At 49.6% G+C, this 13,875-nt stretch carries 11 protein-coding genes; 5 read left to right on the forward strand and 6 right to left on the reverse strand.

The features are described from left to right. A partial coding sequence (locus tag ABWO75_RS11165) for a response regulator transcription factor (RefSeq protein ID WP_353185543.1) occupies positions 1-671 on the forward strand: 671 nt, incomplete at its 5' end. A 28-nt stretch (positions 672-699) separates the two neighbouring features. Here the strand turns inward: ABWO75_RS11165 and ABWO75_RS11170 are convergent. Next, a complete protein-coding gene (locus ABWO75_RS11170; protein WP_353185545.1) occupies positions 700-1,407 on the reverse strand; it encodes a porin family protein in 708 nt (235 codons plus the stop codon). A gap of 263 nt (positions 1,408-1,670) precedes the next feature. On the opposite strand from ABWO75_RS11170, the gene ABWO75_RS11175 reads away from it, so the two are divergent. Together ABWO75_RS11175 and ABWO75_RS11180 are read left to right on the forward strand one after the other, a co-directional pair. Then, entirely contained in the window at positions 1,671-2,714 is a 1,044-nt protein-coding gene (locus ABWO75_RS11175; protein WP_353185547.1) for a threonine aldolase family protein, read from the forward strand. A gap of 368 nt (positions 2,715-3,082) precedes the next feature. Continuing rightward, positions 3,083-5,695 carry a TonB-dependent receptor gene (locus ABWO75_RS11180; RefSeq protein ID WP_353185549.1) on the forward strand — a complete coding sequence of 871 codons (2,613 nt, stop codon included), beginning with the start codon at positions 3,083-3,085 and terminating at the stop codon, positions 5,693-5,695. A gap of 34 nt (positions 5,696-5,729) precedes the next feature. Here ABWO75_RS11180 and ABWO75_RS11185 read toward each other — a convergent pair whose 3' ends face one another. Beyond that, on the reverse strand, positions 5,730-7,451 hold the full coding sequence (locus tag ABWO75_RS11185; protein WP_353185551.1) for an FAD-dependent oxidoreductase: 1,722 nt from the start codon (positions 7,449-7,451) through the stop codon (positions 5,730-5,732). 106 nt (positions 7,452-7,557) lie between these two features. On the opposite strand from ABWO75_RS11185, the gene ABWO75_RS11190 reads away from it, so the two are divergent. Both ABWO75_RS11190 and ABWO75_RS11195 read left to right on the forward strand, forming a co-directional pair. Beyond that, the gene (locus tag ABWO75_RS11190; protein ID WP_353185553.1) at positions 7,558-8,136 is read left to right on the forward strand and encodes a YbhB/YbcL family Raf kinase inhibitor-like protein; all 579 of its coding nucleotides are present in this window, start codon (positions 7,558-7,560) and stop codon (positions 8,134-8,136) included. 92 nt (positions 8,137-8,228) lie between these two features. Continuing rightward, the gene (locus ABWO75_RS11195; protein WP_353185555.1) at positions 8,229-9,512 is read left to right on the forward strand and encodes a glycoside hydrolase family 2 TIM barrel-domain containing protein; all 1,284 of its coding nucleotides are present in this window, start codon (positions 8,229-8,231) and stop codon (positions 9,510-9,512) included. Positions 9,513-9,532: 20 nt separating this feature from the next. On the opposite strand, the gene dinB is transcribed toward ABWO75_RS11195, so the two are convergent. The 4 genes from dinB to ABWO75_RS11215 form a co-directional block, all read right to left on the reverse strand. Continuing rightward, positions 9,533-10,591, reverse strand: a complete 1,059-nt coding sequence (gene dinB, locus ABWO75_RS11200; RefSeq protein ID WP_502922402.1) for a DNA polymerase IV — start codon at positions 10,589-10,591, stop codon at positions 9,533-9,535. Between the two features lie 61 nt (positions 10,592-10,652). Further along, entirely contained in the window at positions 10,653-11,771 is a 1,119-nt protein-coding gene (locus tag ABWO75_RS11205; protein WP_353185559.1) for a putative sensor domain DACNV-containing protein, read from the reverse strand. Positions 11,772-11,847: 76 nt separating this feature from the next. Then, entirely contained in the window at positions 11,848-12,588 is a 741-nt protein-coding gene (locus ABWO75_RS11210; RefSeq protein ID WP_353185561.1) for an SDR family oxidoreductase, read from the reverse strand. 303 nt (positions 12,589-12,891) lie between these two features. Further along, positions 12,892-13,794 (reverse strand): SMP-30/gluconolactonase/LRE family protein, encoded by a 903-nt coding sequence (locus ABWO75_RS11215; RefSeq protein WP_353185563.1) that lies wholly within the window; start codon positions 13,792-13,794, stop codon positions 12,892-12,894. Positions 13,795-13,875 lie beyond the last annotated feature (81 nt).

The following is a 13,875-nucleotide window of genomic DNA, read 5'->3' on the forward strand; positions in this document are numbered from 1 at the left end:
TGCGTGATACCATGTTTCAACAAACGGAAGAAGAAATTGACAGATTGATCGGCATACTTAAAGGCCACGACTTGTTGACCAAGGATATTGAACGGTCGGAAACGTTTCTGGCGATCGTCAATACGTCCGATTTCATGATTACTTTACACGACGTAGATTTATACCGGCCCGTTTGTATCAACAATAAATTCAAGGTATTTTACGGATTTGAAAACAATTGGCTCAGTCAACACGACTTACTTTATTACATAAAGACCATCCATGTAAGCAATTTACATACCCTGGTTAAATCCGTGGTATTCTTTAAGCAAAAAAATCATGGGTATCTCAACCTCACGTATAAATTGTTACACCGCAATACGGCCTATAAAGATGTTATTGGGACCACAAAAATGGTATTTGCCGAAAAAGGGAGACCCAAATTTGCGATTACTGTAGCCCGGGTAGCCGACACACAAACGGACAGTTTTACTGTGGCAAAACTGACCAAGCGTGAAAAGGAAATTGTAAAAAGGCTGGTCAATGGAAGCAGCAGGAAAGAAATCGCAGACGCTCTGTATATTGCCGAACATACCGTACATACCCACACACGAAACATTTATAAAAAACTAAACATAAACAAGATACAGGAATTAATATTGCTGTATGAAATGTTTGTTTCGGAGGACTAAACAAACTCACGACTATGTACGCCCGCGCTTAGAATTTATAACCTATCGAAAAACCGACTGACTTGTTCCGGACATGACCGTCGCGCGATACGCCTGAAACTTCCGGAATGAGGTTTGCCAGGCCCCATTGTGCGTTAAACTGGATTGCCAGCTTACCGAAAAACTCATATCCGGCAAGCATACCTATCCCGTAGTCAAGCGGCCGGCCGTATAGGTAATTACCGAATTCACCGTCCATGAAATCGTTCTTAAAAATAACATCACCTTGGTTCTCAATCACAATATCACCGATGTGGACCTCCCGCTCGGATTCCCATTTTCCCCCCGTACCGTAGCTGATATAAGGACCTGCGCCGAACAGTAATTTACCAATGCCTAGCTGCGGCTTATACAGTACGTTGACCGGGATTTCAAGATACGATACACGTGCTTCTAATTCATTAGCTGCTCCTGAAAACCAGTTACCGGACTGTTTAAATCCCTTACCGGCATACAGCAGACCGGGTTGGATATAGAAATCGGCTGCCATTGGAATATCGATGGTAAATCCAATATGCAGACGGGGTATGGCCTGGGTAGGACTTTCACTGCCTGCTTCGTCTTCAATGGCCGCGCTGGAAAAGTTTACTCCCGCCTTTATACCCCATATGGTTTGTGCATGGGCTGAATGGCCAGCGGACAGTATAAGCCACAAGGTAAAGAAGGTGAATACATGTAGTGGATTCGCTTTTTTCATTGGTAATACAAATTGGTCCCTGTTGAATGCTTTAGTCATTAAACGCCTCAAACCGTAACAACGCTACAGGAAGACAGGAAATTTAAAAAAACAATATCATCACGATATATCAACCAGCCGACACGTGTGCTGATTTATTTAAAAAAACCATCGTTGACCGGAGAAGCGAAAATGCAAATAATGTATAAAAATCCGTAAACTTGAGTTTCCGAAATCAGTTCGGATTAAAGGCGTTAAAGATCAGACAAAAGCCAGGTAAAGTTATGATTGTAGACCTCCGTAGTGATACCCTGACCCGCCCCAGTCGTGAAATGCTGGATGCTATGATGACTGCCCGCGTGGGAGATGATGTTTTTGGCGAAGACGATACCGTAAAAGCCTTGGAACAGCAGATCGCGACTATGTTTGGCATGGAAACAGCACTTTTTTGCCCATCAGGGACAATGGCCAATCAAATTGCCATCAAATGCCTCACCAATCCAATGGAGGAATTAATTACCGACCAAACTGCACACGTATACCGTTCGGAGAGCGGAGGTATCCCTTTTCATTCAGCGGTATCCGTACGTACGCTCCGGGGCGAACGGGGCAAAATCACGCCGGCCCTAATTGCGCCCGAAATCAATGTTGATAGCATTACCGCACCCCGGACATCGCTGGTAGTTCTCGAAAATACCGTTAACTGGGGAGGAGGCAGCTACTACACACTGGCCGAGATTTCGGAAATCGCTACGCTCTGTCATGCCAACGCATTGAAATTGCACCTCGACGGGGCAAGGATTTTTAATGCGCTGACCGAGACGGGGGACCTGACGATAAATTACGGTCAGTTCTTCGACACCATTTCCGTATGTTTATCCAAAGGGCTCGGTGCACCCGTGGGTTCGGTACTAATGGGTAATGGCGAACTCATCAAAAAAGCACGGAAAATCCGCAAAGTAATGGGTGGTGGAATGCGACAGGCGGGATTTTTAGCAGCGGCCGGTATTTACGCGCTTGACCACAACATCGGGAAACTCAAGGCAGACCACCACCATGCCCGGCAACTTGCATCGGCATTGAAGGGACAATACTATGTCAAAAGCGTGATGCCCGTGGATACCAACATCGTTATCTTTGAAGTAGCCGAAAACTATCAGACAGCAACGCTAATCAGGCAACTCGACCGGCACGGCATAAAGTGCCTGGAATTCGGAAAGCAGCGTATCCGGTTTGTCACATATCTGGATATTACGCAGGAAATGATTGATGAGACAATCATGGTACTGAATAAGCTGGAATTACCTGAGAAATCTTCAGGTAATTAGGCAACCTCAAGTGTACCGATTCACACTTCAGCATGAAAACCAATCCCGCCGGACCGGTATACTCCTGAAGTCGGAATAACGATTTCTACTGGTTATGAACCTATAATTTATTCAGTAGATGTCAAATTAACAACCTGATTAACAAATTGTTATGTTCAATAACGCCATAATGTCTACTAATTATATAGATTTTATATAAAATACATATATTTGCACCGTTCACATATTAATTTAGAAGTCATGAAGATCTATAGCTTACGCTCCTGCGGTCACCGAATGTCGCCTTTCCAAATCATTCCATGCGTTTTACCTACCCATTCATCAATGCTGTCAACAGGATGGCGAAAAAACCACATAACAAAACAACAATGAAACGATTACTTATTAGCAAGACTATATACACAAATACGTTTACAATTGGATTGTTTGTATTGACCGGACTGGGTTTGGTCGGACAATTTCCAACCGTACGTGCGCAAGAAACCACACCACTGGTGAATTCAATATTGGATGGCACCGTGGTAGATTCCGAAACGGGGGAACCGCTTGCGGGAGCGACCCTGCAGCTTGAGGGGATTACCCACATGACGAAATCGGATACCCACGGTCAATTTCGTTTTGTAACCGGCCAGAAATTCCCTTACACGATCATTGTTTCCTATATCGGTTATATCACTAAAGAGGTAGTAGCGACGGGAAGCCCGTTGACTGTAGCGTTGGACCGTAATGCCACCGGTTTGACAGAGGTGACAGTGACCTCCCGTCGGCGCCGGGAGCTGTTGCTCAATGTTCCCATTCCGGTTTCTGTAATCAGCGGAGCATTGGCTGCGGATGCTGGCGCATTCAACGTCAATCGGTTAAAGGAGCTGGTGCCCACGGTACAGTTATACTCGTCGAATCCACGGAATACAGGACTGAGTATTCGCGGACTTGGCACCACATTTGGCCTCACTAATGACGGGATTGACCCCGGTGTTGGATTTTATGTAGACGGGGTTTACTACGCACGTACCGCAGCCACCACACTTGATTTCATTGATGTGGAGCAGATTGAGGTGTTACGCGGGCCACAGGGTACCCTGTTCGGGAAGAATACGGTAGCAGGTGCATTCAACGTAACTACCCGCAAACCTACTTTTACCCCGGAGGGACAGGTGGAGTTAAGCTATGGCAATTATGGTTTTATACAGGCGAAGGCCTCGGTGAGCGGCCCGCTATCCAGGCATTTAGCCGCCCGTCTTTCATTCAGTGGTACACAGCGGGATGGCCTGTTGTATAACGTGGCTACGCAGAAACGGGTCAATGACCTGAATAACCTGGGTTTGCGGGGGCAGTTGCTATATGCGCCTTCGGATCGGGTTCATGTATTGTTGGCAGGCGATCTGACCCGCCAGCGGCCGGATGGCTACGCCCAGGTATTTGCCGGGGTAGCACCAACATTGCGACCAGCATACCGTCAATTTGAGCAAATTATTGCTGATCTTAACTATCAATTGCCTAGCAGGAACCCCTTTGACAGATTAATAGACCACGATACGCCATGGCAGTCGGGACAGGATCTTGGCGGTGCCTCAGCAAATGTTGATATTAAACTCGGAACGGGTACGTTAACTTCGACAACCGCGTGGCGTTTCTGGAATTGGGATCCCTCCAATGATCGGGATTTTACCGGCTTACAGGGTCTGGCACTATCTCAGGCACCTTCACGTCACGATCAATGGTCGCAGGAAGTCCGTTGGGCGGGCGACTTCTCCCCGCGTGTCAGCGCAGTATTTGGTCTCTTTGCCTTCGGGCAGTCATTGAATGCCAATCCTGCCCATACAGAAGAAGCGGGAAGAGACCAATGGCGGTTTTCACAGAATTCCGAAAGTCCGCTATGGCAAACCCCGGGATTATTTGAAGGCTTTGGCATCAAAACCTACCCCAGCCTTCGCACATTCAGCGGCGCACTTTTTGGTCAGCTGGACTGGGCAATCACCGACCGTTTACGTGTTTTACCCGGACTTCGGGTGAACTATGATGACAAGTCTGTCGATTTCCGGCGTGAACCCTATGGTGGACTGGAGACGGACAACCCGGAATTGATTGCCCTTAAGAATTCATTGTACAGTGCCCAGGCATTCACCGCCGATATCGACGACACAAATCTTTCGGGACAGTTGACTGTCGCTTTTAAGCCATCGGAGCGTATCAACACATTTGCAACGTTCTCCACCGGATTCAAGCCGGTCGGACTAAACCTGGGCGGATTACCGAATTCGAACGGGCAGCCCTTGCTGGAACTGGCCGTGATTAAGCCGGAACGTGTACTGCACTACGAGGTGGGAATAAAAGCCCAGCCTACCCGGACTTCCTCCATCAGTCTTACGGTGTATAACACCGATGTCCACGACTACCAAGCTCAGGTACAGGCAGCAGATCTTTCGGTAAATCGGGGCTACTTAGCAAACGCGGAACAGGTTCGCGTTCGTGGTGTGGAATTTGACGGCAACATCAGGCTTGGCAATTTCTTATCGCTCTACGGTTCACTTGCGTATACCGACGGTAAATATGTATCCTTCACAAATGCTCCCCCACCACTGGAAGAAACAGGAGGCCCGACATTTAAAGATATTTCCGGCGGCCTATTACCCGGAATTTCGGAGTGGGCAGCCTCCTTCGGCGGAGAAGCAGTAACACCATCTACCACTTTTTTGGGGCAGACCGGCGAATTTGCCATTGCGGTGGACGGCTTTTACCGGTCATCCTTCTCATCGAGTCCGTCAGCGTCTAAATACCTGGTTGTCGATGGTTATACATTGTTGAATGCACGGGTCGGATTCCGTGCACCGCAGGGAGTATCAATATACCTCTGGGCACGCAACCTCTTCGATAAAGATTATTTTGAACAGCTATTACCCGGAGCAGGCAACGCGGGGCACTATGCTGGTGTACTGGGCGACCAGCGCACCTACGGCGTCACTTTGCGTTATGCGTTCTGAAGATAAACAAAGGTGGCCTATCCGGCCACCTTTGTTATTTTGGCCAATGCGTCTCAATCCCCTGCGACCGGATAAGCTGCTGGAATTCTTCCAGCACACCCGGTTTTTCATACACCTGTCTGGGGGTGATTTTCTTACCAAGCGAATAGGCAACCAACATACCTACTGCCTCGCCGATACCCCACTCCACCGGATGTAGGCGATAACATCCATTGGTAATATGCGTAGTGCCAATATTTTTATTGGCGGGCAGGATATTGTTCATCCGCCTGGGAAGAAGAGCACCCAAGGGGATCTGGAATGGTAATGACCCAAAGTCGATGTAGTTGTTTCCTCCTGTGCTTGGGTGCAAGTCGATATGATAGTAACCAATGCCAATGCTGTCGTGAAAATCAGCAGCCCGCAATGGTTCCTTACCGGTCACCAACATGCGGTTTTCCGCGCCAACGTGTTCCTCAAGAATGGTAAAAAGGGCCTTAATACGACGGGATTCCCTAACATAGGGATATTTGGCCAAACCATCGGTCGTTCCCATGATATCCGGCCTAAGTCGCAAACCCGGCCACCCCGTCCTCCCGTCGGGCCGTGGTGCTTCCGTCTGTAACCAGTATAACCACGACAAACTTAGTTGCTTTGCGCGTGCAACATGTCGCTTAAACTCGTTTTCGTCCACATCAACGATATTCCCAAGAAAATAATCGTTTTGCGGCCAGTTTACGATACTGATATCTCCACGGTAGGTACCGGGCGTAAAATTAGCTTTATTGATAATACGACGGTAATTCCACAGATTCAATGTGTTACCAGTGGATTTACCTTCCGGATGGAACCCCAGATTTTTCGGCTTTAACGTCTTGGGATCGGAATAATCAAGATCGAGCAGGTTTCCCGGCCATGCCGGTTGCATAGCAGGCACATAGCGCTGCCAAAACGCGTATTCTTCAGGCCGATTGATGACATGATTTTCTCCTGGAATATAATCCATGGCGAAACAGGCGGTAAATGCCTGGTTGTTTTCCGGATTCCCTGTTTCGGGTGCATGAAGCTCTCCGGTTTCTTTCCTTGATTCGGCGCCGGTAACATATTCAGTACCTGTAAGCGGCAGTAAGTCACCAAGCTCGGTCGCATCCACAAAATAAGGAGCGGAGAGTTGTACCTCCATCCCCTCACGAAGATCCCTTGCCTTTAATGCATGTACGCGATCCCCGCTCACGTCGGCCGCAACGATCCGGTGCTCCAGCAATAATGTTAATTTTCCTGCACTGATATAACGTGCAAATAAGGCATGTAATACAGCCAAAGCCACCCGGGGTTCGTGGCATAGTGCCGAAACGGTGCCGTCCCCCGGGTTGAAATATCTCCGGCCTTTCGCCATTTCAGTAAGCGGATAGTTTTGCATATAAAATTGCCGGATGCCCGCACGGAAATCCCGGTAACATTGGGTGGCGCCGTGTGTTTCAATCCATTGATGTTCATCCGGCGGCACACCCTGTTGGGTAAGCTGTCCGCCAATCCAGTCGGTCTCCTCCGTCAGCACAACCGTCAAACCGTTTCGCAGTGTGGCCAGGGCAGCGGCACAGCCTCCCAAGCCGCCTCCAGCAATGATCACATCCGCTGAATATCCGCGCTGACCTCCTTGGGATGCGCTCCGCATAACCGTATCACCCAGGGCAATAAACGGGTGTCCGCTTAGTGCCGTTGATGCTGCTACGGCGCCTCCCGTAGCCAGCAATTCCATGAATTTCCGTCTTTCCATCGTAATTTAAGCAACGCAAATTAGCCAAAAATTCAGATCTTTACGATCGCAAACGCTATGTTTGCATGATATTTTGAACACTATTATTAACCCGAATATGATTTACATGAAAAAGATCCTGTTAACTTTCGTTTCGTTTATGACGCTAATCGCCCTGTGCAATGCACAGTCGGTAACACCGCCCATGACACTACATACCACGGCTTTCGAGGACGGCGGCATTATTCCCGTAAAATACAGTCAGGCAGCTGAAGGTGCTGCGCCGGGGGAGGGTACCTCGCCCGCACTGATGTGGACAAATGTACCGGCGGGCACTAAAAGCTTCGTACTACATATGCACGATGTGGATTTTGCACGTGAAAAAACAACAGATGATCAGGTCCATTGGCTGGTCTGGAACATTCCGGCAGACAAAACGGCATTACCTGAGGGCCTACCCCGGGGCGCACAGTTGCCTGATGGCAGCTATCAGATCAGTGTAACGGGTCCGGTTTACCGGGGACCGGGCGCTGCGGCGAGTGGCCCCCTGCATCATTATGTTTTTGAGGTCTATGCGCTGGACATCGTATTGGATCAGGAACCCGCTGCCGATGCCTTCCTAACCCGGACGGCCGTTATGCAGGCTATGCAGGGTCATGTCGTGGGCAAGGCGGCCTATGTGGGGCGTTTCCGGCGACCGCAATAATTACCGTATACGGTCAATCGCCCGCTTTCGGTAGTTGCCGTAGGGGGTTGAATTGAATTAGTTAGTTGCTTACACCCATAAACTCTACTGCCATGCGTTTTACTCATGTGATGCTGCTGACCCTCACGGGATGTCTGTTCTTAATGACAGCTGCCGTGGCGCAGCAAGCGAAGCCCGTAAAAGTGGAACTGATTAAGCAGGGGGATACGTACACCCTGCTCCGCGGCGGCAAACCCTATTTTATTAAGGGAGCAGGTGGCTCAACCTATATGGAGCGGTTAAGTGCATACGGCGGAAATTCCGTCCGGACATGGGGTACCACCAATGGGCAGCAAGTGCTGGATGAAGCGCAACGACTGGGTCTTACGGTGACCATGGGAATCAATATGGCCCGCGAGCGTCACGGATTCGATTACAACGATGTGGAAGCCGTGGCGAAACAGCTCGAAACTGTACGTGCGGAAGTATTGAAATTCAAAGATCATCCCGCGCTGCTGGCGTGGGGGATCGGCAATGAACTCAACCTCGAATACACCAACCCAAACGTCTGGGATGCGGTTAATGAGGTGGCTGAAATGATTCATGAGCTGGATTCCAATCACCTGGTGACTACGATGCTCGCCGGAATTAATCAACGGGAGATTGACTACATCAAGGAAAAATGCCCGGCTCTTGACCTAATCTCCGTGCAGGTCTACGGCGGACTGGCGGCGGTGCCGGAACGAATCCGGACTACCGGATGGGAAAAAGCCTATATAGTGACCGAATGGGGTCCAACCGGCCATTGGGAAAGTCCGCAAACACCCTGGAAAGCGGCTATTGAAGAAACTAGCAGCGAAAAGGCAGTGGTTTATAAAAGCCGTTACGAAGCGGCTATCATGAAAGATCGGCATTGCGTTGGTTCCTATGTGTTTCTATGGGGTCAAAAACAGGAACGTACTCCCACCTGGTACGGATTGTTCACGGAAGCCGGTGAAGAAAATGAGGTGGTGGACGTCATGCAATACCTATGGACCGGGCAATGGCCGATGAACCGTGCCCCGCACCTGGATTCAATACGTCTGGATGGCAGGAAGGCCCTCGATTTCATTTACCTTCGGCCTGGAAAAATGTATTCCCTGGATGTAGGGGTCACCGACCCCGATAACGACAGCCTGTCCGCACGCTGGGAACTGTTACCGGAAAGTACAGACCTCAAAACGGGCGGCGACCGCGAAAGCAGGCCCCAAGCTATCTCCGGGCGCGTGACCAACGCAACCATCAGCCAGGCGACACTCACCGCTCCGGAACAGCCGGGTGCTTATCGCTTATTTCTGTACGTTACCGATGGGCAAAACAATGTAGCAACGGCAAATATTCCCTTTTTTGTGCAGTAGCGTCCAGCAGCCGGGAAACATTAAAATAAACGTAACTGCCCGCCCATCGTTTGTCCTCCCCCCGATTTTGCCGGCAGCGAAAAGTTAGAGATGCCCACTCCCAGCAGACGGATCCGCCGATCCTGTAAGATGGCCTGGTCCAACAAGTGGGTAACGACCGAAAATATACGGTCATAATCGTCCACCAATACGGTAAGCGTCTGGCTGCGGGTCATGATGGTGAAATCATGAAATTTAAACTTTATGGTGACGGTCCGTCCTTTCAATTGGGCTCGCTGCAGTCGGGTTTCCAGTTTTTCGGTAAGTACGGCTAATGCCGACCGCATGGCGGCTACCGATACCAGATCCTCGGGGAAAGTATCTTCTACGCTGATTGATTTTGTTTCCCGATAAGGCTGCACTTCCCGGTCATCCTTACCGCGTACAATCTGGTAGTAAAACCTGCCTGATTTACCGAAATGCCGCACAAGTTCAGCTTCCGTAATCCGCTTCAGGTCTGCACCGGTATAAAGTCCCATGGATTTCATTTTAGCAGCCGTTATTTTCCCTACTCCGAAAAATTTATCCACCGGCAGGCTTTCCATAAAAGTTTCGATTTTTGAAGGGCCGATAAACGTCAAACCATCGGGCTTCTGTAAATCAGAAGCTACTTTGGCCACAAACTTATTAACGGAAACGCCCGCGGATGCAGTGAGCTGCAACTCGTCATAAATCGCCTGTTTAATGAGACGGGCAATAGCAATGGCCGAACCAACGCCCTGTTTATCATGAGTCACATCCAGGTAGGCTTCATCAAGCGAAAGGGGTTCGACAACATCAGTATAGCGACTAAAAATCGCCCGTATCTGCTTGGATACCGCTTTATAAACCGCAAAACGGGGTGGTACAAAAATCGCATCCGGACAGAGGCGCTGGGCGGTTTTAGCAGGCATTGCCGAACGGATGCCGAATTTCCGGGCCTCGTAACTGGCGGTTGCCACGACACCACCCCGACCCTCCGGTGACCCACCAACAATCAGGGGTTTTCCGCGGTAAACGGGAAAGTCGCGCTGTTCTACAGAAGCATAGAACGCGTCCATATCAATATGAATGATTTTGCGTTGTTCCGTCACGATCAAATCGTATAAGACAACTCGCTGATTACATCAGTAGGGTGTCAATCCGATGGCCATGCACCATCTGGTGCTTTGCTGACCACGAAAATACCGTGAACGTACCGTCCTGCGAGGCCACCATCGCCAGCGAATCATGCTGGTCATTTACAAACTGTGCCGCTGCCAGGTGCCGGGTTCCGCCAATTCCAGTGGCATCCAGCAACTGTACCGAACTCCCTGCAATGGGCTCGGTAATCATCAACTGCGCAACAGGTGTGGAATGGGGTGACCGTGCCACTTTCGCACCAAAGGCCAGTAAGCGATGATCCTGGGTAATTACCGTGGCCCCGTCGATAGCGGAATATCCTCCAACGGCACTCACCATTTTCCGCAGCGTATCCTGCCCATCTGTATTTTGCAGTAGGCCGCCATCGACAGGCAGCACCTCCTGTGGCTCCACCAGGTAGTTTATCGGCTGTACAATGGAATGCAGCCATGCAGTGCTGTCTTTGGGTACCACCAAAAGTAATGCCCCACGACCATGGCTGCGCATAGCCAGTGCAAGGTGCACCAGCAGGTTTTCCGACTGATTTGCCACTGACCGGTGGGCAAAACCCAGCAAGGTGGAAAGCATCCCCGGGCAATCTGTCAGTCCCCAATGATTGTTATCGATCACCTTGATCTGGTTCCCTTTCAATACAGCGATATTGATAAACTTCCGCATGGCATCATGATGCTTATGCTTAACTACCAGCAAACCCGCTTCCACCACTTCCAGTACCAGGCAATGAACCGGCAGCTCGTGTGTAGTACCCCAGATGTATAGCCGATCGTCTTCTTTCCAAACGCCCAAATGAATTCCAGGCTGTACAACAGCCGGAGACAGTTTAACAAGGTTGTATGGCGTAAACCGCTGCTGGTGGAGAAAGACCAAGTTACTCCCGGTCATATCCGGTGGTGCAAAAGCCAATGATATCTTAGGTTCATAACCTTCCTCCCGACGCAGGCTTGCCCAGAATGCAGTATCAATTAATGCTTCAATAATGGGGATATCCGGAAGGTACCCCACCGTCTCAGACTGATGGAGGCCTGCCTGTTTTTCCAGGTAAGCAGCAACCTGGTCGGCTACCACCTTTGCCGCTAAATATGTAGGTTCTGAAATCATCCGATAATGATCCGTGCCGTTTACCGATACGGTATGATGACATCGGCGTTCTACAAACTTAGCTAAATTTTTTATATCAGCTTACCTGCGCGGTAGGCCGTAATAAGATTTCGTTAACGTCATATTCATCCGGCTGTCCAATGGCATAAGCAATCGCACGGGCAATGGCATCCGCTGGTATCGCGATACGTCCCAATCCTGCTTTGATATCCGGATTGGTGACCGCATGGGGCAATTCCGTTTTGATGGCTCCCGGGGATATGATGGTTGTGCGGATGTTATACGGTTTGGATTCCTGCCGGAATCCCTCGGAAATGGCCCGAACGGCAAATTTAGTCGACGAATAAATAGCACTCTCCCCATTAAGCGGAACGCGCCAGCCGGCTACAGACGCCACATTAATTACATGTCCGCTTTGCTGCGCTTTCATGTAAGGGAGGACTGCGCCGATTCCGTATAACACGCCTTTGATGTTCACATCAATCATCCGATCCCAATCGTCGTATTGCAATTCTTCAATCCGCGACAGGGGCATAATGCCGGCATTATTAATGAGCACATCGACTTTGCCAAATGCCCGGATGGTGCCGTCAACCAGCGCCTGAACGGCTGCACGATCGGTCACGTCAGTTTCAAAAGCTACTGCTTTCCCTCCTGCTGCTGTGATTTCCTCCACCAGCTTATCCAATCGATCCTTACGCCGGGCACCCAATCCCACCAGGGCCCCTTTAGCGGCCAGATCCTTTGCAGCAGCTTCACCAATACCGCTGCTTGCTCCTGTTATGACAATGACTTTCCCGTTTATATTGTTTTCCATTTTTAAATTCCTTAGTTAATCGAACCATGAATAGGTATCAAAATTAACAATTTTGGCCTTCCTGTCAATCTCGCGGCTGCACTTGGCTCTCGCTTAGGGTCTACTTAGGGTTACGTTTCGGACCGGCTAGGGGTCGGCTTCGGAGCTCAATCGTAGCTTGGTCGGTCTTCCTTCGACCCGGCTTCGGGTTTTTCCCGAACGAGTGTCGAACAAGCATCGAAGGAGTATCGACGGAGACAGCAAGAAGCTCCGAAGCCGACCCCTAGCCGGTCCCTACACGGATAGAAACCGGACAGCAAGCCATTACTCCCGGATTTCCATGCGGTAAGCAACTAACCGATTATCATGGAATGTTGGTATGACCAATAGCTTTTTATTCGGAATGTATCCAATATCTGCAGCATTGATCGCCTGGTCTTTGGTATCAAGAATTTTCTGCTGTTTCCCATTTTCGTCAATGAAATACACCTCCCCTTTCCAGCTGGAGGTCAGGTAGCGACCACCTTCAAGCGGAATTATTCCATCTACCTGTCCGAGGCCGGTTACCCGCGTTTCAATTGATCCGTTACCTAAATTAACCGCTTTAAGGCTACCGCCATCGGAAGAAGCTACAAGCAGTTCATCGCCGTTGATCAATACCCCATTAGGCGTCTCCAGGCTATCACTCTGTACGATCATTTTCGCCTGCCCGTCCGGGCTCACCCGGAAAATTCCATTCGTTTTTGAATCTGCGGCATAGATCGTCCCGTCTTCAGCGATATCTATTCCATTGAGCGCACCCGCACCATCCACCGTAATCCGTCCGACAACCTTTCCGGCTGCAATATCAATTTTCACAATGGTATTGCGGTCATTGACATACAGCAAGTCGCCATGCACTTCATTTCCAAGCGGCCCTTTAAAGCCGGTTATCCATTTGGCATTTTTTATGCTTCCATCTGCGCCAACCAAGGCAATGTAACCCGCATTTTCGGCCTCACTTTTTCTATTGATGTTAGACACGTAAAATTGGTTTCTTACCGGGTCATAGGTAACACATTCCGGTGTGATGAGGGATGTGGTATCCGTTGCCCAAGTCTGGGATAATACGACCGATATGCTGTCTGTCGATGGCATAGCGGTATTGGCCTGTTCATCAGATCCACCATTCGGATTACCACAAGCGGCCATGCATAGCGCCGTGGTTATCATCAATACATACTTCATAGGACTAACCTTTGGTTTTTACCAACCCCACAACATTCAGGCCAACTACTTGACGGACAGCTTCCCTTCTCCAGCCGGCAG

This window comes from Parapedobacter lycopersici, assembly GCF_040395035.1.
Classification (GTDB): Bacteria; Bacteroidota; Bacteroidia; order Sphingobacteriales; family Sphingobacteriaceae; genus Parapedobacter; species Parapedobacter lycopersici_A.